Annotated in this window: 16 protein-coding genes and 1 tRNA gene; 6 read left to right on the top strand and 11 right to left on the bottom strand. The window is 72.7% G+C overall.

Going from position 1 to position 16,000, the window contains the following annotated elements; genetic code table 11:
* The first annotated feature begins 13 nt into the window (after positions 1 to 13).
* Complete coding sequence (locus AB0R04_RS25885; protein WP_063348805.1) at positions 14 to 607, top strand: NUDIX hydrolase; 594 nt, start codon at positions 14 to 16, stop codon at positions 605 to 607.
* Here AB0R04_RS25885 and AB0R04_RS25880 read toward each other — a convergent pair.
* Positions 597 to 1,820 (bottom strand): hypothetical protein, encoded by a 1,224-nt coding sequence (locus AB0R04_RS25880; protein ID WP_363375157.1) that lies wholly within the window; start codon positions 1,818 to 1,820, stop codon positions 597 to 599. The genes AB0R04_RS25885 and AB0R04_RS25880 overlap by 11 nt on opposite strands.
* Before the next feature lie 124 nt (positions 1,821 to 1,944).
* Between AB0R04_RS25880 and AB0R04_RS25875 the strand changes: the two genes are divergently transcribed.
* Positions 1,945 to 2,367 carry a CU044_2847 family protein gene (locus AB0R04_RS25875; protein ID WP_363375154.1) on the top strand — a complete coding sequence of 141 codons (423 nt, stop codon included), beginning with the start codon at positions 1,945 to 1,947 and terminating at the stop codon, positions 2,365 to 2,367.
* 120 nt (positions 2,368 to 2,487) lie between these two features.
* Here AB0R04_RS25875 and AB0R04_RS25870 read toward each other — a convergent pair.
* Positions 2,488 to 2,561: transfer RNA gene (locus AB0R04_RS25870), tRNA-Thr, on the bottom strand.
* Between the two features lie 284 nt (positions 2,562 to 2,845).
* On the opposite strand from AB0R04_RS25870, the gene ugpC reads away from it, so the two are divergent.
* The 3 genes from ugpC to AB0R04_RS25855 all read left to right on the top strand — a co-directional run bounded on the left by ugpC (position 2,846) and on the right by AB0R04_RS25855 (position 5,480).
* Positions 2,846 to 3,937 carry a sn-glycerol-3-phosphate ABC transporter ATP-binding protein UgpC gene (ugpC, locus tag AB0R04_RS25865; RefSeq protein WP_363375151.1) on the top strand — a complete coding sequence of 364 codons (1,092 nt, stop codon included), beginning with the start codon at positions 2,846 to 2,848 and terminating at the stop codon, positions 3,935 to 3,937.
* A 195-nt stretch (positions 3,938 to 4,132) separates the two neighbouring features.
* The gene (locus AB0R04_RS25860; protein WP_363375150.1) at positions 4,133 to 4,576 is read left to right on the top strand and encodes a hypothetical protein; all 444 of its coding nucleotides are present in this window, start codon (positions 4,133 to 4,135) and stop codon (positions 4,574 to 4,576) included.
* Positions 4,577 to 4,688: 112 nt separating this feature from the next.
* Entirely contained in the window at positions 4,689 to 5,480 is a 792-nt protein-coding gene (locus AB0R04_RS25855) for a nucleotidyltransferase family protein (protein WP_363375148.1), read from the top strand.
* A 105-nt stretch (positions 5,481 to 5,585) separates the two neighbouring features.
* Here AB0R04_RS25855 and AB0R04_RS25850 read toward each other — a convergent pair whose 3' ends face one another.
* The 7 genes from AB0R04_RS25850 to AB0R04_RS25820 all read right to left on the bottom strand — a co-directional run bounded on the left by AB0R04_RS25850 (position 5,586) and on the right by AB0R04_RS25820 (position 12,638).
* Positions 5,586 to 7,184 (bottom strand): DoxX family membrane protein, encoded by a 1,599-nt coding sequence (locus tag AB0R04_RS25850; RefSeq protein ID WP_363375146.1) that lies wholly within the window; start codon positions 7,182 to 7,184, stop codon positions 5,586 to 5,588.
* A gap of 252 nt (positions 7,185 to 7,436) precedes the next feature.
* On the bottom strand, positions 7,437 to 8,429 hold the full coding sequence (rlmB, locus tag AB0R04_RS25845; RefSeq protein WP_063348798.1) for a 23S rRNA (guanosine(2251)-2'-O)-methyltransferase RlmB: 993 nt from the start codon (positions 8,427 to 8,429) through the stop codon (positions 7,437 to 7,439).
* 135 nt (positions 8,430 to 8,564) lie between these two features.
* Positions 8,565 to 9,974, bottom strand: a complete 1,410-nt coding sequence (cysS, locus tag AB0R04_RS25840) for a cysteine--tRNA ligase (RefSeq protein WP_363375145.1) — start codon at positions 9,972 to 9,974, stop codon at positions 8,565 to 8,567.
* 94 nt (positions 9,975 to 10,068) lie between these two features.
* Complete coding sequence (locus AB0R04_RS25835; RefSeq protein ID WP_063348796.1) at positions 10,069 to 10,461, bottom strand: PPOX class F420-dependent oxidoreductase; 393 nt, start codon at positions 10,459 to 10,461, stop codon at positions 10,069 to 10,071.
* Positions 10,462 to 10,607: 146 nt separating this feature from the next.
* Entirely contained in the window at positions 10,608 to 11,129 is a 522-nt protein-coding gene (ispF, locus tag AB0R04_RS25830; RefSeq protein WP_350878367.1) for a 2-C-methyl-D-erythritol 2,4-cyclodiphosphate synthase, read from the bottom strand.
* Positions 11,119 to 11,874 (bottom strand): 2-C-methyl-D-erythritol 4-phosphate cytidylyltransferase, encoded by a 756-nt coding sequence (gene ispD / locus AB0R04_RS25825; RefSeq protein WP_363375203.1) that lies wholly within the window; start codon positions 11,872 to 11,874, stop codon positions 11,119 to 11,121. Before ispD ends, ispF begins: the two co-directional genes overlap by 11 nt.
* Positions 11,875 to 12,155: 281 nt before the next feature.
* Positions 12,156 to 12,638: a CarD family transcriptional regulator gene (locus AB0R04_RS25820; RefSeq protein ID WP_030244332.1), complete on the bottom strand. Its 483-nt coding sequence runs from the start codon at positions 12,636 to 12,638 to the stop codon at positions 12,156 to 12,158.
* 428 nt (positions 12,639 to 13,066) lie between these two features.
* Between AB0R04_RS25820 and AB0R04_RS25815 the strand changes: the two genes are divergently transcribed.
* The gene (locus AB0R04_RS25815) at positions 13,067 to 13,732 is read left to right on the top strand and encodes a DUF461 domain-containing protein (RefSeq protein WP_363375142.1); all 666 of its coding nucleotides are present in this window, start codon (positions 13,067 to 13,069) and stop codon (positions 13,730 to 13,732) included.
* 109 nt (positions 13,733 to 13,841) lie between these two features.
* Here the strand turns inward: AB0R04_RS25815 and AB0R04_RS25810 are convergent, their stop codons facing one another.
* Together AB0R04_RS25810 and AB0R04_RS25805 are read right to left on the bottom strand one after the other, a co-directional pair.
* Complete coding sequence (locus tag AB0R04_RS25810; protein WP_030061050.1) at positions 13,842 to 14,537, bottom strand: response regulator transcription factor; 696 nt, start codon at positions 14,535 to 14,537, stop codon at positions 13,842 to 13,844.
* 2 nt (positions 14,538 to 14,539) lie between these two features.
* Positions 14,540 to 15,934: an ATP-binding protein gene (locus tag AB0R04_RS25805; RefSeq protein WP_363375139.1), complete on the bottom strand. Its 1,395-nt coding sequence runs from the start codon at positions 15,932 to 15,934 to the stop codon at positions 14,540 to 14,542.
* Between the last annotated feature and the right edge of the window lie 66 nt (positions 15,935 to 16,000).

Here is a 16,000-nt window from a genome sequence, read left to right as displayed (position 1 = left end):
AGGTAGGAGCATGATGCCCACGGACTCTCAGGACCTCGCCTCGCCCGCACCGATCCGACGCCGCCAGGCCGTCGAGGTCTTCGGGAACCGCTTCGGCCGGCTCTACAACGACGAGGTCGTCGCCCCGGGCGGCACGGCCGGCAACTACCTCCGGTGGCAGTGGTCGCAGACCGGCGTCGTCGTGGTGGCGACCGGCCCCGACGGCATCGCGCTGGTGCCCTCCTACCGCTACCCGGTCGGCGCCGCCTCGCTGGAGTTCCCGCGCGGCGGCTGCGAGCCCGGCGAACCCCCGGAGGAGGCCGCCGCCCGCGAACTCAGGGAGGAGACCGGCCTCATCGCCTCCACCGTGGAGAGCCTCGGCCTGATCCACGCGGACACCGGCCTGATCGAGAACGGCATCCACGTCTGCCGCGCCACCGTGCTCCCCGGAGGCACCGCCACCGCCCGGCCGGAGGCCATGGAATCGGTGACCGACCCGGTCTGGGTCTCCCCCGACCTGATGGCGCGCTGGCTGCGGCAGGGCCGGATCACCTGCGGCGTCACCCTGGCCGCCTTCGCCCTCCTCCAGGCCCACCCCGACCCGCAGACGGCGGCCGTCAGAGGGTGACCACCCGCTCGAAGGGGTCGAGCTCGCGCAACGGCCGCGGCTGTGCCCGGCGCTGCGGGTCCGGGACAGCCGCACCCGGTCCGTTCACCACGTGGAGCGACAGGTCGCGAACGCCGTCGGCCGCCGGGGAGACCACCTCCAGGCCGGCCCCCAGCCGACCGGCGACCGGGTCCTCGTCCAGCCCGAAGCGCATCAGCCGGACCTCACCCCGCAAGTGCTCCCACGCCAGGCCCCCGACGCGGCGGAAGGTGCGCTCGAACGCCTCCAGCGTCCACGAGCTGAACTCGTCGACCGCCGAACGCAGCACCGCCGTGTCCGGCTGGATCCCCCGGCGCAGCCGCCCCAACTCCGCCACCAGGGCCACCCGGGAGGGCTGCTCGATCGCCTCGAACACCACCTCCACCGGGAGTTGGGACAGCAGCAGGTTGTCGAGCAGCACCGCCGGGAACCCCGCGTACTCGACGAGTCGCCGGCTCCGGAAGACCGGAATGGTGCCCTCGCCGTCGCGCGGGCCGGCCATGCCGACGCCCAGGGCCTGCGGCAGCGCCCGCCGGTAGGACTCGCCGGCCCAGTCGTCCACCGACTGGAGCACGAGGACGAGTTCGGCGCTGCCCCCGGGGCGGGCGCTCCGGTAGGCGGCCAGCCAGTCCCGGAGCTGCTTGTAGAGCAGCGGATCCTGCTCGGCGACCCAGGTACGCGCGGCTTCGAGGGCCTCCCGCGCGCTCCCGGCGAAGTCCCGCTCGGCGGCCTCGATCCGCGCCAGGACACCGGACTTGAACGCGGCGGCGACGGCCGACCCGTCGTACGGCTCAGTGTGCGCGGACGACACCTCGGTCAGCCGCTCCACGTAGGGGACGTCGGGCGCGTTCTCCACGCCCTCGGCCCGGTGCCCGTCGCTGATCCGGTGCAGGGTCCCGCCCGCCCGCAGCGCGACCCGCAGCCGGCCGGCCTCCAGGAGAGCGCCGAAGTCCGAGAGCGCCGCCGTCCCCGGGGACCAGCGGACCTTCCGTGCCTCCTCGGCGTCGACGAGCGCCCGGAAGTACCTGTTGTTGAGGCCCTGCGAGTCGCCGATCAGCAGGGTGTCGGCGAAGAGGACGTGCAGCAGGACCCGCGACCGCAGGTCCGAGGCCCGGTCGATCGGCGCCGCCGCGTGCGGCTCCACATCGGAGAGGTAGATGTGTTCGGTACCCGCCGCCCGCTGTCCCATATCCATGGCCTGCCACCCTTCGGCGCCCGATACAGTTCCCCTCGCGAAGAAGAAGGATAGGCCCACGGCCCGGGCCGGCCACCGGTTTTCCGGCAATTCGACCCCGGCAACGGCACCCCTTGGAGGAGAAATGTCGGAGCTTGTCCAAGTAGTGACGCCCGAGGGGACATTCTGGGCCCGCATCGAGGAGCAGCGCGGCCCCAGGGACGTCGCCCTGCGCCGCCCCAGCTACCAGCTGGACGACCTGGCGGGCACGCTCCAGACCGTGGTCGGCAACGTGCGATCCGGCCTGCGGGCGGCCGCCCCCGACGAGTTCACGCTCGAATTCGGAATCGAGCTCTCCGTCAAGACGGGAGTCCTCGTGAGCGCGGTGACGGGAGTCGACGGAAAGGCCAGCCTGAAGGTGACGGCGACCTGGCGGAAAAGCGGCGAGACCGCCCTTTCCGGCCCACCGAACGAATCAGAGGAATCGGAGGAATCGGAGGAGTCCGACGACTCGAACGAATCCACCGAATCCGGCGAACCGGCCGAATCCGCACCCGAAACCAGCTGACCAACCGCCACGCACCACCCCACGGCCCGCGACACACCCCGGCAACGACGAAGGGCCAGCTCCTCCGGATCACTCCGGTGAGCTGGCCCTTCGGGCGCCGGTCGCATCGCTTCCTACGCGAGCCCCCTGTCGGGTTCGAACCGACGACCCCCGCTTTACAAGAGCGGTGCTCTGGCCAGCTGAGCTAAGGAGGCACGGTGACCGTCCGCGAGGGATCACGGCGGCACCGGGGGCAGTCTACCGGGCCCGGTAGGTGGGGTGGGGGGATATCCGGGGGTTGGCGGGGTGGGGTGGGCGTGATGGAACCGATGCCGAAATCGGGCGGGCTGGGGGCTGACAAGCAGCGGAGGCGCAGGTAGCGTCGCCCGGAGTCGGTTCGTGAGGTGGTTCAGACCACTGGGCGGGCTGACGGAGGCGAACGAACGCCCCTTTACTCGGATCGTCCGGCACGTTCCTGCCGGTGAAGGAGAGAACAATCATGGCTTCTGTCACGTACGAGCAGGCGACCCGCGTCTACCCCGGGGCGGACAAGCCCTCGGTGGACGCGCTGGACCTGGAGATCGCGGATGGCGAGTTCCTCGTGCTGGTCGGCCCCTCGGGCTGCGGCAAGTCGACCAGCCTGCGCATGCTGGCCGGTCTGGAGGACGTCAACAGCGGCTCCATCCGGATCGGTGACCGGGACGTCACGCACCTGCCGCCGAAGGACCGGGACATCGCCATGGTGTTCCAGAACTACGCGCTGTACCCGCACATGACCGTCGCCGAGAACATGGGCTTCGCGCTCAAGATCGCCGGCGTGAACAAGGCGGAGATCCGCACCAAGGTCGAGGAGGCCGCGAAGATCCTCGACCTGACGGAGTACCTGGACCGCAAGCCGAAGGCGCTGTCGGGTGGTCAGCGGCAGCGTGTCGCGATGGGCCGCGCGATCGTGCGCCAGCCGCAGGTCTTCCTGATGGACGAGCCGCTGTCGAACCTGGACGCGAAGCTGCGTGTCTCGACCCGTACCCAGATCGCCGGCCTCCAGCGCCGTCTGGGCATCACGACGGTGTACGTCACCCACGACCAGACCGAGGCGCTCACCATGGGCGACCGGGTCGCGGTGCTCAAGGGCGGCGTGCTCCAGCAGGTCGACACCCCGCGCAACATGTACGACCGGCCCTCCAACCTGTTCGTGGCCGGCTTCATCGGCTCGCCCGCGATGAACCTGGTCGAGGTGCCGCTGGTGGACGGCGGCGTGAAGTTCGGCGGCTCGGTGGTCAACGTCTCGCGCGACGACCTGGCCGGCGCCGGCACCGACAAGTCGGTGACGGTCGGCATCCGCCCGGAGCACTTCGAGATCGTCCCGGCGGGCGGCATCGAGGGTGTCGCGGTGACGGTGAACGTCGTCGAGGAGCTCGGCTCCGACGGCTTCGTGTACGGCACCACCAAGATCGGCGGCGAGGACAAGGAGCTGGTCGTCCGCGTGCACGGCCGGCAGATCCCGGCCCGCGGCGAGACGATCCACGTCGTGCCGATCGCCAACGAGACCCACGTGTTCTCGACCAGCTCGGGTGCCCGCCTGAGCAGCTGAGCACGGCACGCCCTGCCGGTCGGTCGACCGGCGGGGAAAGCCGGCACGACGGAGCCCGTCGGACCACTCCTGGTCCGGCGGGCTCCGTCCGTACACCCCCACGTCAACACGGTGTGGGGACGAACCCGGACACGGTGTCACTCGATGGTGTCACGGAGGGCGATCCGGCCCGTACCCACCGCTACTCTCCTGAGGGTGAAGCAGCTTGTACGCCGTATCGGCCAGACCGTCGCCCTGACCCTGCCGGTCCTCCTGGTGACCACCGGCACCCTCGCCGTGACCCGGGTGCCATGGGCCCCGCCGACCAACCTCGACCAGCAGGTCGTGGCGGCGTCCAGTGGTGACGGCGCCGGGATCGGGCGGTCCGCCACCGCGGGCACGTCCCCGGACGGACTCGCCCCGCAGGAGTCGCTGCGGGTGGTGCTGCTGGACGAGCTGCGGGCGAAGAACCCGTCCGCCGCGCTGGACCTGCTGGAGCGCTCGATGCGCGAGCAGCCGTCGCTGACGCCGTACTGCACCTCGCTCGCCGGCGAGCTGGGCAAGGCGGCGGTGCGCAAGTACCAGGGCGACGTCCAGCGGGCCCGGTCCTTCGCCCGCCCGGTCTGCGACGGGTCGTTCGCGGCTGGCATCGCCGGCTGACCCGGCAGCTGACCCGTCGGCCGGCCCCACCGTCGGTCCCACCGGCAACCGCGGGCCGACGACGCCCGCGGGCTCGGGCTCCCGGCCCCGGTGGGCGTCCTATTGTTCAGGCATGACCGCTGACTCCGGCCCCACCGCCGATCCCGCGTCCCCGCCGACCCACCCGTCCCGGCCGACCACGACGCCCGTCACCCAGGCCGTGATCCTGGCCGGCGGCCAGGGCTCGCGGCTGCGGCCCTACACGGACGACCGCCCGAAGCCGCTGGTCGAGATCCCCGGGACGGGCACGCCGATCCTCGGCCACCAGCTGGCCTGGCTGGCCTCCGAGGGCGTCACCGACGCGGTGGTCTCCTGCGGGCACCTGGCCGCCGTGCTGGAGGAGTGGCTCGACAAGGCGGACCTGCCGCTGCGCGTGCGCACGGTGGTCGAGGAGGAGCCGCTCGGGCGCGGCGGCGGCCTCAAGTACGCGGCCAAGGCGCTGCCCCGCCCGGACGAGCCCTGGTACGCCACCAACGGCGACATCTGGACCCGGTTCAGCCTGCGCGACATGGCCGCCTTCCACCACGAGCGGGACGCCGTCGCGACGCTCGCGCTGGCCCGGCCGCGCATCCCGTGGGGGGCGGTGGAGACCGACCAGTTCGGCAACGTGCTGGACTTCATCGAGGCGCCGCCCTCGCCGTTCCTGATCAACGCCGGGCTGTACGTGTTCAGCCCGGAGTTCGCCGAGCTGCTGCCGGACGTGGGCGACCACGAGCGCACCACGTTCCCGCAGCTGGCGCGCAGCAAGCGACTGGCGGGCTACCAGCTGCCGCAGGGCGTGTACTGGCGTGCCATCGACACCGCGAAGGACCTCACCGAGGCGGCCAAGGAGCTCGCCTCCGGGGCCGGCCGCTCACCGCGGTAAACCGCCGCACCCCCCGGCGGCCCCGCACCCCCGCCTCCCCCGGCGCACGACGATCGGCCGGGTGCTCCCGCCTCGGAGCACCCGGCCGATCGCGTCCGCGGGCCGTCAGGTGGATGTGGGCGCCCCCGGACGGGAGGAGCGGGCGCCGCCGGACAGGTCGGCGAGCGGGCCGCTGCCCAGCACCCCGCCGAGCAGCCCGGGGCTCGCCCCGGAACTCGGGCTGGGCTTGGACGCCGCCCCCGTTCCGGCGGGGGGCGGGGTGCTGCGCTGGGCGGGCGAGGAACCGGCCGACGGCGCGGCGGCGGACGGCGCGGCGGCGGACGGGGTCGTGCCGGCCCCGGTCTCCGCCTTGGCGGAGTGCCCCTTGCCGCTCGGCGTCGGGCTGCCCGGGCGGGTGGCCGGGGCGGAGGAGGGCGGGGTGGTCGGGCCCGGTGTGGGGGCGGCCGGGCGCGGGGCGGGCGAGGGCGAGGTGGACGAGCCCTGGCCGCCCGGGGTGCCGGTCGGGGCGCCGCTGGGCCAGACCGGCGTGCCGTAGTCGGTGGCCGGACGGGCCGGCGCCTGGTGCGTCCGGGCCCCGGTGCGCACCGCCGCGCCGAGCATCGAGCCGAGCAGCAGGGTCGCCCCGACCACGACCGTGGTGACCACCGTGCCGCGGCGCAGCACCCGGCGGCGCAGCGCGGCGGGCGCGTCGGCGCCGTAGCGCCGCCAGGCCTCCAGGTTGAGCCGCCCGTCCAGGGAGGCGAACGGCGCTCCGGCGATCAGCAGCGGGCTCCAGGCCGCCAGGAAGATCAGGTCGGGGGTGTCGTAGACCGGTACGGCCCGCCAGCTGACGGTGAACAGCAGCGCGGCGGAGAGGAGCATCGCCGCCCCGGCCGCGAGCCGCTGCCAGAGGCCGAGGACGGTCAGCACGCCGACCACGACCTGGGTGAACGACACCACCAGGCCGGCACCGACCGGGTGCGCCATGGCGAAGGCCAGCAGCGGTTCGGCGACCTTCCAGGGGTGCAGCGAGGCGAGCCAGCGCATCATCGAGCCGCGCTCGCCGCCGTCGAAGTAGACCGGGTCGCAGAGCTTGCTGAACCCGGCGTAGACGGACAGCGAGCCGAGGACGGCGCGCAGCGGCAGCAGGACCAGGCCGAGGTCGACCCGGCGGCCGGGGTACCAGGGCGGCTTGCCCTCGGCGGCCGTCGCGGAGACCTCGGGCAGCTCGCCGCTCGGGGTCCAGCCCTGCGGTGCGCCGACCGGGCCGATGCCCGCGTCGGTGGCGGTGCCGGCGCCCTCCCGCGGCTGGCGCGGGACGGTCCGGGCGCCCGAGTAGGACGGGATCACCTGGGTGTCCGACATGCCCGGGCCGCCGCCGTCGGGCCCGGAGCCGGTGAGCCGGACGGCGTCCAGCAGCTGGGTGGCCGCGAGGTCCCCGGGGGGCGCCTGCCCGGTCCAGGTGACGGCGGTGACCCGGCCCTTGCGGCGCGGCGCACCGCCCCCGGCGGCCCCCGCGAGCGCCGGGACGGCGGAGGCGGGCACGACGACCTGCGGGGTGACCAGCGGACGGCGGATCAGGCCCTGGTTGGCGTACGGGTCGCCGAACGCGGCGCCGGTGGACAGCAGTCCGGCCGGGGCCTCGATCAGCGGCGCCACCGGGGCGCCGAGCCGGAGCCGGAAGCTCGCCTGGGTGATGCTGAGGCGCGCGGGGTCGGACGGCACCTTGACCGTGTCAAGGCCGGGGCCCGCGTCTATCCCGGTGCTGCCGCCGCCGAACAGGGGGCGCCGAGGTGTTCTGGTGTCCACGCCCGTCTAACCGGGTGACCACCGCTTAGGACACTCTCCCGAGTGGATGTCCGGCGCATACTTGAAATGATCATGAGAAAAGCGATCGGGCCTGGTCGGGCCCGATCGCTTTTCACTCGGATTGCGGAGAATTCAGAAGTTCCCCTGCGCCCCGCACACCGGCTGTGCTCAGCGCTTGGCGCGCAGTCGCGCGGCCTCGTAGAGCACGATGCCCGCCGCGACACCGGCGTTCAGCGACTCGGTCAGCCCGGACATCGGGATCCGCACCCGCATGTCGCAGGTCTCCGAGACCAGCCGGGACAGGCCCTTGCCCTCGCTGCCCGCGACGATCACCACCGGGCCGGTCAGCAGCTCCAGGTCGCCCAGCTCGGCCTCGCCGTCGGCGGCCAGGCCGACCACCATGAGGCCGGCCTTCTGGTAGGCCTCCAGGGTGCGGGTGAGGTTGGTGGCCCGGGCCACGGGCAGGCGGGCGGCCGCGCCGGAGGAGGTCTTCCAGGCGCCGGCGGTCATGCCGGCCGCGCGACGCTCGGGGATGACCACTCCGTGCGCGCCGAAGGCGGCGGCGGAGCGGACCACGGCGCCGAGGTTGCGCGAGTCGGTGACGCCGTCCAGCGCGATGATCAGCGCGTCCTGGCCCGAGTCGGAGGCCTCGACCAGCAGGTCGTCGGGGTGCGCGTACTCGTACGGCGGCACCTGGAGCACGAGGCCCTGGTGGTTGAGCCCACCGGTCATCTGGTCCAGCTGCGGGCGCGGGGCCTCCATCAGCGGGATGCCGCGGTCGTTGGCGGCCTGGAAGGCGTCGCGGACGCGGTCGTCGGTGTCGACGAACTGCTGGACGTACAGCGCGGTGGCCGGGACGCCGCCCTGAAGGGCCTCGACGACCGAGTTGCGGCCGAAGACGAGCTCGGCGCTGCCCGCGCCACCCCGGCCGCCGCGACCGGCGCCGCCGGCGCGGCGCATGCCGGCGCGGGCCTTGGCGTCCCGCTCGCGCTTGACCGCGGCGTTGGCGGCGCGCTGCTTCGGGTGGCCCTTGCGCTCCGCTCCGGGCGGGGTCGGGCCCTTGCCCTGGAGCGCCTTCCGGCTGTGGCCGCCGGTACCGACAGACGCGCCCTTCTTCGATCCGGGGTTGCGGCGGTTCCTGCGCTGGCTGTTGCCGGCCATGGCTGTACTTCCTGTCTGTCCGGCATGCCCGGCCGCCCCGTTCTGTCCGGCGGCGGCCGACTGCATGCGCTACGTCATGCGGGAGGGCCGCACCGGTCCGGTACGGCCCACCCTCACCCCGATCGTCAGATGGGGTTACTGGCTGTTGATCGTCCAGCGCGGGCCGGACGGGGTGTCCTCGATCACCAGCCCGGCCAGGCCGAGCTGGTCGCGGATGGCGTCCGCGGTGGCGAAGTCCTTGCGCTGACGCGCCGCCTGCCGCTGGTCCAGGACCAGGCGGACCAGCGAGTCGACCACACCGTGCATGCTCTTCATTGTCCCAGGCTCGCCGCGCTCCGCCCCGACCCACTGCGGGTCGAGCGGGTCGAGACCCAGCACTCCGAGCATCGCACGGACCTCGGCCAGACGCGCCACCGCGTTCTCCTTGTCGTCCGCGTTCAGGGCGCTGTTGCCCTGGCGGACGGCGGTGTGCACGACGGCGAGCGCCTGCGGAACGCCCAGGTCGTCGTCCATCGCCTCGGCGAAGGCCGGCGGCACCTCGGGGGCGGCGTCGACCGTCCCGCAGCGCTCGACGGTGCGCTGGATGAAGCCCTCGATCCGGCCGAACCCGGCCTCGGCCTCGCGCAGGGCGTCCTCGCTGTACTCGATCATCGAGCGGTAGTGCGGGGTGCCCAGGTAGTAGCGGAGCACGATCGGACGCCAGCGCTGGACCATCTCGGAGACCAGCACCGAGTTGCCCAGCGACTTGCTCATCTTCTCGCCGGCCATGGTGACCCAGGCGTTGTGCACCCAGAAGCTGGCGAAGGCGTCGCCGTAGGCCTTGGACTGGGCGATCTCGTTCTCGTGGTGCGGGAAGATCAGGTCCAGCCCGCCGCCGTGGATGTCGAAGGCCGGGCCGAGGTACTTGTGGACCATCGCCGAGCACTCCAGGTGCCAGCCCGGCCGGCCGCGGCCCCACGGGGTCTCCCAGCTCGGCTCGCCCGGCTTGGCGGCCTTCCACATCGCGAAGTCGCGCTGGTCCCGCTTGCCGGTCTCGCCCTCGCCCTCGGGCTGGCGCAGGTCGTCGAGCTTCTGGTTGGAGAGCGCGAGGTACTCCGGGTACGACTTCACGTCGAAGTAGACGTTGCCGTCGGCCGCGTAGGCGTGGCCCTTCTCGATGAGCCCCCGCATCATCTCGACCATCTCGGGGATGTGCCCGGTGGCCCGCGGCTCGACGGTCGGCGGCAGGCAACCGAGCGCGGTGTAGCCGTCGTTGAACGCCCGCTCGTTCTCGTAGGCGATCTGCCACCACGGGATGCCGAACTCGCGCTCCTTGGCGATCACCTTGTCGTCGATGTCGGTGACGTTCCGGGCGAAGGTGATCTGGTAGCCGCGGTAGGCGAACCACCGCTGCATGATGTCGAAGTTGAGACCGGACCGGATGTGCCCGATATGAGGCGCCGACTGGACGGTAGCGCCGCACAGGTAGATCGAGACACAACCCGGTACAAGCGGGACGAAGTCGCGTACCTGGCGGGTGCTGGTGTCGTACAGGCGAATGCTCACAGCGTCAAGCGTAGTGGGCAGGAGGGGGTGCCCCGCGACATTCCCCGGGAATGATATGCAGCACTCCCGGGGAACCACGGGCCGCGCGGGCCGGTCAGATGTTGCCGACCACCTTGCGCGGGCTGAGCCGGACGACCACCCGGACGTCGTCCGGGCCGTCGAACCCGTACTCCTCGCCGCGGTACTTGCGGGACAGCTCGTTGATCAGCTCCCGGCCGCCCTCGGTGGTCATCGTCGCCGAACCGCGCACCTCGACGTACTCGTACGGGTTCTCCGGCGGGTTGACCACGAGCGAGATGCGCGGGTCCCGCACCAGGTTGAGGTGCTTGCGGCGGCCCTGGACGGTGGAGAACAGGATGTCGTCGCCGTCCCGCGTGACCCAGACGACCGAGGACTGGGGGCTGCCGTCGGGCTGGATCGTGGACACCACGGCAAAGCTCTTGCGGTCGAGCAATTCCTTGGCGGGGCCAGAGAGTTCGACGCCCATCGAGAACCTCTTCTCATCGTCGGCGGTACGGCCCGAGGGGAAGCCCCGCCCGGGCCCGAAACCGCACACTACCGACGGATCCACCGCCACGCCGGGTGAACACTCGTCAGGGCCCGCCTATTCCGGCCCTGCTGACCGCGCCCGGCTCAACGCCGTTCGTACACCAGGGCCGTGGCGATCGCGGCCAGTCCCTCGGCCCGACCGGTCAGGCCCAGGCCGTCCGTGGTGGTGCCGGACACCGACACCGGCGCACCGGCCGCGGCCGACAGCGCGGCCTGCGCCTCGGCCCGCCGCTTGCCGATCTTCGGCCGGACGCCGACCACCTGGACCGCGATGTTGCCGATCTCGAAGCCCTCCGCGCGCACCAGCCGGGCCGCCTCACCGAGCAGCTTCACCCCGGACGCGCCGGCCCACTCCGGCCGGTCGGTGCCGAAGTGCGCGCCCAGGTCGCCGATCCCGGCGGCCGAGAACAGCGCGTCGCAGGCCGCGTGCGCGGCGACGTCGGCGTCCGAGTGCCCGGAGAGCCCGACTCCGGCGTCCGGCCACTCCAGTCCGGCCACCCAGAGCGGGCGGCCGGCCTCGAAGGCGTGCACGTCGGTGCCGATGCCCACGCGCGGCAGCACGGGGGCCGGGGCCCGGTCGGCGGGCGTCAGCGGGTCAGTAGGCATCGGCGGCCCTCCGGCGGGCGAGTACGGCCTCGGCGAGCACGAGGTCCAGTGGACGGGTGACCTTGAACGCCTCCTCGTGGCCGGGCACCACGACGACCTGGCCGCCGTAGCGCTCCACCAGGCCCGCGTCGTCGGTGACCGGCGGCGCGTCGGCGGCGCCTGCGGCCTCCTCGGCCAGCGCCTTGGCGTGCACCCCGACCAGGGTGGTCCGGTCGAAGCCCTGCGGGGTCTGCACCGCGCGCAGGGTGGCCCGGTCGGGCGTGTCGAGCACCGGCTCGGGGCGGCCCGGGTTCGGCTCGACCCGCTTCACCGTGTCGGCCAGCGGCACCGCGGGCACCACCGCCCCGGCCCCGGCCCGGACGGCGGCCGCCACCGCGTCCACCACCTCGACCGGGACGAGCGGGCGGGCCGCGTCGTGCACCAGGACGATCTCCACCTCGGCCGGGATCGCGGCCAGGCCGAGCCGGACCGACTCCTGGCGGGTGGCGCCACCGGCGACCACCCGGATGTCCTTGCCGTCCAGCCCGTGGCTGTCCAGCAGGGCGACCACCTCGGCCACCCCGTCGGCGGGCGCGGCGACCACGACCAGGCCGACCGCCCGGCTGCGGGCCAGCGCCCGCACGGCGTGCACCAGGAGCGGCACGCCGCCCAGTTCCCGCAGGGCCTTCGGGGCACCGGGCCCCAGCCGCTCACCGCGTCCGGCGGCGGGCACCACTGCTGCTGCGACTGCTGCTGAGGCGTTCAGGTTTCACTCCTTCGGAGAAGTGGGTATGGCCTTGGCGTGCCCGGCGGGCGCTACGGGCCCCTTCCGAAGAATTACGGTCCAACCGTCCGCCGCACAATCCCGCAGAATCGGTCTTGCAGGACGGAAAACGGTCTTGCCGGGCCTGGACCGGCTCGGGGCGGGGGCGTCGTCCGGACACGCCTCAGCGCCCGAAGTGCCACTGCACCACCCCGGGACGCTTCGTCCTGGGAGCGGCGCGCCGACACCGGGCGCTGTGAGCGGTGGGCGGCAGCCCGACTGCGCTACGAGGCCAGCACCTCGTCGAGCAGCGTCTCCGCCTTGTCCTCGTTGGTGTTCTCCGCCAGCGCGAGCTCGCTGACGAGGATCTGGCGCGCCTTCGCGAGCATCCGCTTCTCGCCGGCCGAGAGGCCGCGCTCGCGCTCACGGCGCCAGAGGTCGCGCACAACCTCGGCGACCTTGATAACGTCGCCAGAGGCGAGCTTCTCCAGGTTCGCCTTGTAGCGACGGGACCAGTTGGTCGGCTCTTCGGTGTACGGTGCGCGCAGCACCTCGAAGACCCGGTCCAGACCCTCCTGGCCGACTACATCGCGCACGCCGACGAACTCCGCGTTCTCAGCGGGCACGCGGAGCGTCAGGTCTCCCTGCTGCACCTTGAGCACCAGGTAGGTCTTGTCCACACCTTTGATCTGGCGAATTTCGATGGCCTCGATCAGCGCGGCCCCGTGATGGGGGTAGACCACCGTGTCGCCAACCTTGAACGTCATGTGACAGGACCCCTTCCGTGGCTTTCCAGAATAACACGCTTTTCAGCGCACCCGAAGGGCGTTTTCGCAGGTCAGGGCCGGTCTCGGGGCTTGACAAGGACCCCCATGACGTGCTGCGACCGGTGTTCGAGGGAGGCTTCCCGCAGGTCGGAGGCGGTTCCAGCGTTCGGCGAAACCTTGCGCAACACTCTGGAAACCATGATTGGATCTTGGGTTTTCACCGTTTATCGGGCCGTATCCACATCGTTATTCGATCTTGGTCGAAGCTTGTCCCGAGAGTGACCCGGACACGCCACAAGTGCGGCCGGACGGCCGCCCCGCGAACCCCGGGAGTGCGACACGGGGACCACCCCGTGAGGAGCGCATAAGTGAGGTCGATAATCTGAGACCTGACCTATCGACACGTTGACTTAGGAGAAGCCGCCGCCGTGAGCCGCAGCCTTCGACGCGGCAGCATCGCCGCCATCGCCGCCATCGCCATCGCCTCGCTGTCGTCCTGCGCCGCCGGCAACACGCCGGACACGCTGCAGGTCAAGCCCGACAACGCGGCGGCAACCCTCGGAACGAACCTTCGGCTGAACAACATCGTGGTCGTCACCGGGGACGAGTCCTCGGGCGAGCACAACGGTCCCGCCAACGTGACCGTCAACATCGCCAACACGGGCAGCACCCCGGCGGAGCTGCAGTCCATCACCGTCGGCAACGGTGCCACCGCCGCGTTCTCCGACGCCGCGGGCGCCCCGCTGTCCACCATCGTCGTCCCGGCCGGCGGCGCCGTGGCGATCGGTGGCAACGGCAACCCGTCCGCCAAGGTCGCCTCGGTCGGCGTCCAGGTCGGCGGCTTCACGCCCACCTCGTTCACCTTCAAGGACGGCCAGAAGGTCGACGCCCAGGCCGGCGTGAGCCCGAACGCGGGCCTCTACAAGGGCTTCGGCCCGACGCCGGCCCCGGCGGCCGCGCCCACCAAGGGCGCCACCGCCGCGACCACCCCGGCCGCCGGCACCACCACCCCGGCTGCCCCGGCCACCACCGGTGCGCCCGCACCGTCCGGTTCCACCACCCCGGGTGCCACCCAGTCCGCCGGCGCCCACTGACGCACCACCCGGCGTCCGGCGGGCCCTCCCGGGCCTGCCGGACACCAACGCGAAGGCCCCCTCCGGCGACTGCCGGCGGGGGCCTTCCGCGCCTGTCCGCGCCCGCGGTTTACGGCTCGAACTTGTAGCCCAGGCCGCGGACCGTGACCAGGTAGCGCGGGGCGCCCGGGTCCGGCTCGATCTTGGCCCGCAGGCGCTTCACGTGGACGTCCAGGGTCTTGGTGTCGCCGACGTAGTCCGCGCCCCAGACCCGGTCGATCAGCTGCATGCGGGTGAGCACCCGGCCCGCGTTGCGCAGCAGCATCTCCAGCAGGTCGAACTCCTTCAGCGGGAGGTCGACCTTGGCGCCGTCCACGGTCACCACGTGCCGGTCGACGTCCATCCGGACCGGGCCGGCCTCCAGGGCGCCCGGGCCGCCGCCGTTCTCGCCGGCACCGCCGTCCTCACCGCGGCGGCGCAGCACCGCCCGGATCCGGGCGACCAGCTCACGGGTGGAGTAGGGCTTGGTGACGTAGTCGTCCGCACCTATTTCCAGACCGACCACCTTGTCGATCTCGCTGTCCTTGGCGGTGACCATGATCACCGGCACGTTGGAGCGCACCCTCAGCTGACGGCAGACCTCGGTGCCCGGCAGGCCCGGCAGCATCAGGTCGAGCAGGACGAGGTCAGCGCCGTTGCGCTCGAACTGCTCCAGGGCGTCGGGGCCGGTGGCGGCGACAGCCACCTCGAAGCCTTCCTTGCGGAGCATGTACGAGAGGGCGTCGCTGAACGACTCCTCGTCCTCGACCACCAGTACTCGGGTCACGATCAGGCCTCCGGGGCAAGCTGGGGGGTTGTGTCTGACAGGGGGTGTTCCCGCTCCCCCGTGGGGAGCGGACGGTCCGTGCGGCCTGTGGTGGCCGTCCGGTCCGTGGTGAGGGTTCTGGTGGGCGCGGCGGCGGCGCCACGGCCGCCGGTGTCGTCGAGGTCGTCGAGGTCGTCGGCCTCGGGCGCCTGCCCGGCGGGCAGGCGGATGGTGAAGGTCGAACCCTGGCCCTCGACGCTCCACACCGAGACCGTGCCGCCGTGCGAGGCGGCGACGTGCTTGACGATGGACAGGCCGAGGCCGGTTCCGCCGGTCGCCCGGGAGCGGGCCGGATCGACCCGGTAGAAGCGCTCGAAGACGCGCTCGCGGTCCTTCTCCGAGATGCCGATGCCCTGGTCGGTGACCGAGATCTCGATCAGCTCGCCGTCCGCCTCCCCGAGCGCCGCGGCGCTGGAGATCCGGCGGGTGGCGATCGCCACCCGGGTACGGGGCGGACTGTAGTTGACGGCGTTCTCGACCAGGTTGCCGAGTGCCGCGGCGAGCTGGCCGCGGTTGCCGTGCAGGTAGAGCCCGGCGATGCCGCCGGCCGTGATCAGGATCTGCTTGGCGGCGGCCTGCTGGCGGCAGCGGTCGATCGCCTCGGCGATCAGCTCGTCCACCGCGACGGGCTCCGGGTCCACCATCAGCCGGTCGTCCTGCACCCGGGAGAGGTCGATGATCTCCTGGACCAGGCTGGCCAGCCTGGTCGCCTCGATCTGCATCCGGCCGGCGAAGCGCTGCACCGCCTCCGGGTCGTCGGACGCGTCGGCGACCGCCTCGGAGAGCAGCGACAGGGCGCCCACCGGGGTCTTCAGCTCGTGGCTGACGTTGGCCACGAAGTCCCGGCGGACCGCCTCCACCCGGCGACGCTCGGTCTGGTCCTCGACCAGCACCAGCACCAGCCGGGAGCCCAGCGGGGCGACCCGGACGGAGACCGCGAGCGGCTCGCCCGCACGGGCCACGCCGGGGCGGGGCACCTCCAGTTCGACCTGGCGGATCTCGCCGTCCCGGCGGGTGGCGCGCGCCAGCGAGAGCATCTGGTCCACGGCGACCGCGCCGCCGCGCACCAGTCCCATCGCGTACGCCGCGGAGCTGGCCTTGACCACCTCGTCGCCCTCGCCCAGCACGATCGCGCAGGAGCGGAGGACGGAGAGGACGGTGTCCACCCCCGGCGGCAGCGGGGGCTCCGGGGTGCCGGCGCCCAGCCCTTGGTGCCGACCGTGGTGTCTGCTGCTGGTGCCGCCGTACCTGCCCCTGGCCTGCTCGCGCTCGCTCCAACGGAAGGCGATGGAGGCCGTGAGGCCGACGCCGAGCCCGGCTATGGCGCAGGCAGCGGCGGCGGCCACGTTCACGTCCATGTGGCCAGCGTAAGCGCACGGCCAGGGCACTCCCCAAGGGCCCGATCAAGGCATCGGCCACGCGTT

Origin of the sequence: Kitasatospora sp. NPDC056731 (genome assembly GCF_040687675.1) — a bacterium.
In the GTDB taxonomy this organism is placed as follows: Bacteria; Actinomycetota; Actinomycetes; order Streptomycetales; family Streptomycetaceae; genus Kitasatospora.
Note: the sequence above shows the minus strand (reverse complement) of the source record. Positions and strands in the feature narration are given on the sequence as shown.

Excerpts from the sequence above, each read along its gene's own strand:
- AB0R04_RS25820 (WP_030244332.1), bottom strand. The coding sequence starts at position 12,638 with ATGACGTTCAAGGTTGGCGACACGGTGGTCTACCCCCATCACGGGGCC.
- AB0R04_RS25835 (WP_063348796.1), bottom strand. The coding sequence starts at position 10,461 with ATGGGCGTCGAACTCTCTGGCCCCGCCAAGGAATTGCTCGACCGCAAG.
- AB0R04_RS25885 (WP_063348805.1), top strand. The coding sequence starts at position 14 with ATGCCCACGGACTCTCAGGACCTCGCCTCGCCCGCACCGATCCGACGC.
- AB0R04_RS25880 (WP_363375157.1), bottom strand. The coding sequence starts at position 1,820 with ATGGATATGGGACAGCGGGCGGCGGGTACCGAACACATCTACCTCTCC.
- AB0R04_RS25855 (WP_363375148.1), top strand. The coding sequence starts at position 4,689 with ATGACCGCTGACTCCGGCCCCACCGCCGATCCCGCGTCCCCGCCGACC.
- AB0R04_RS25875 (WP_363375154.1), top strand. The coding sequence starts at position 1,945 with ATGTCGGAGCTTGTCCAAGTAGTGACGCCCGAGGGGACATTCTGGGCC.
- ugpC (WP_363375151.1), top strand. The coding sequence starts at position 2,846 with ATGGCTTCTGTCACGTACGAGCAGGCGACCCGCGTCTACCCCGGGGCG.
- AB0R04_RS25805 (WP_363375139.1), bottom strand. The coding sequence starts at position 15,934 with ATGGACGTGAACGTGGCCGCCGCCGCTGCCTGCGCCATAGCCGGGCTC.
- ispF (WP_350878367.1), bottom strand. The coding sequence starts at position 11,129 with ATGCCTACTGACCCGCTGACGCCCGCCGACCGGGCCCCGGCCCCCGTG.
- rlmB (WP_063348798.1), bottom strand. The coding sequence starts at position 8,429 with ATGGCCGGCAACAGCCAGCGCAGGAACCGCCGCAACCCCGGATCGAAG.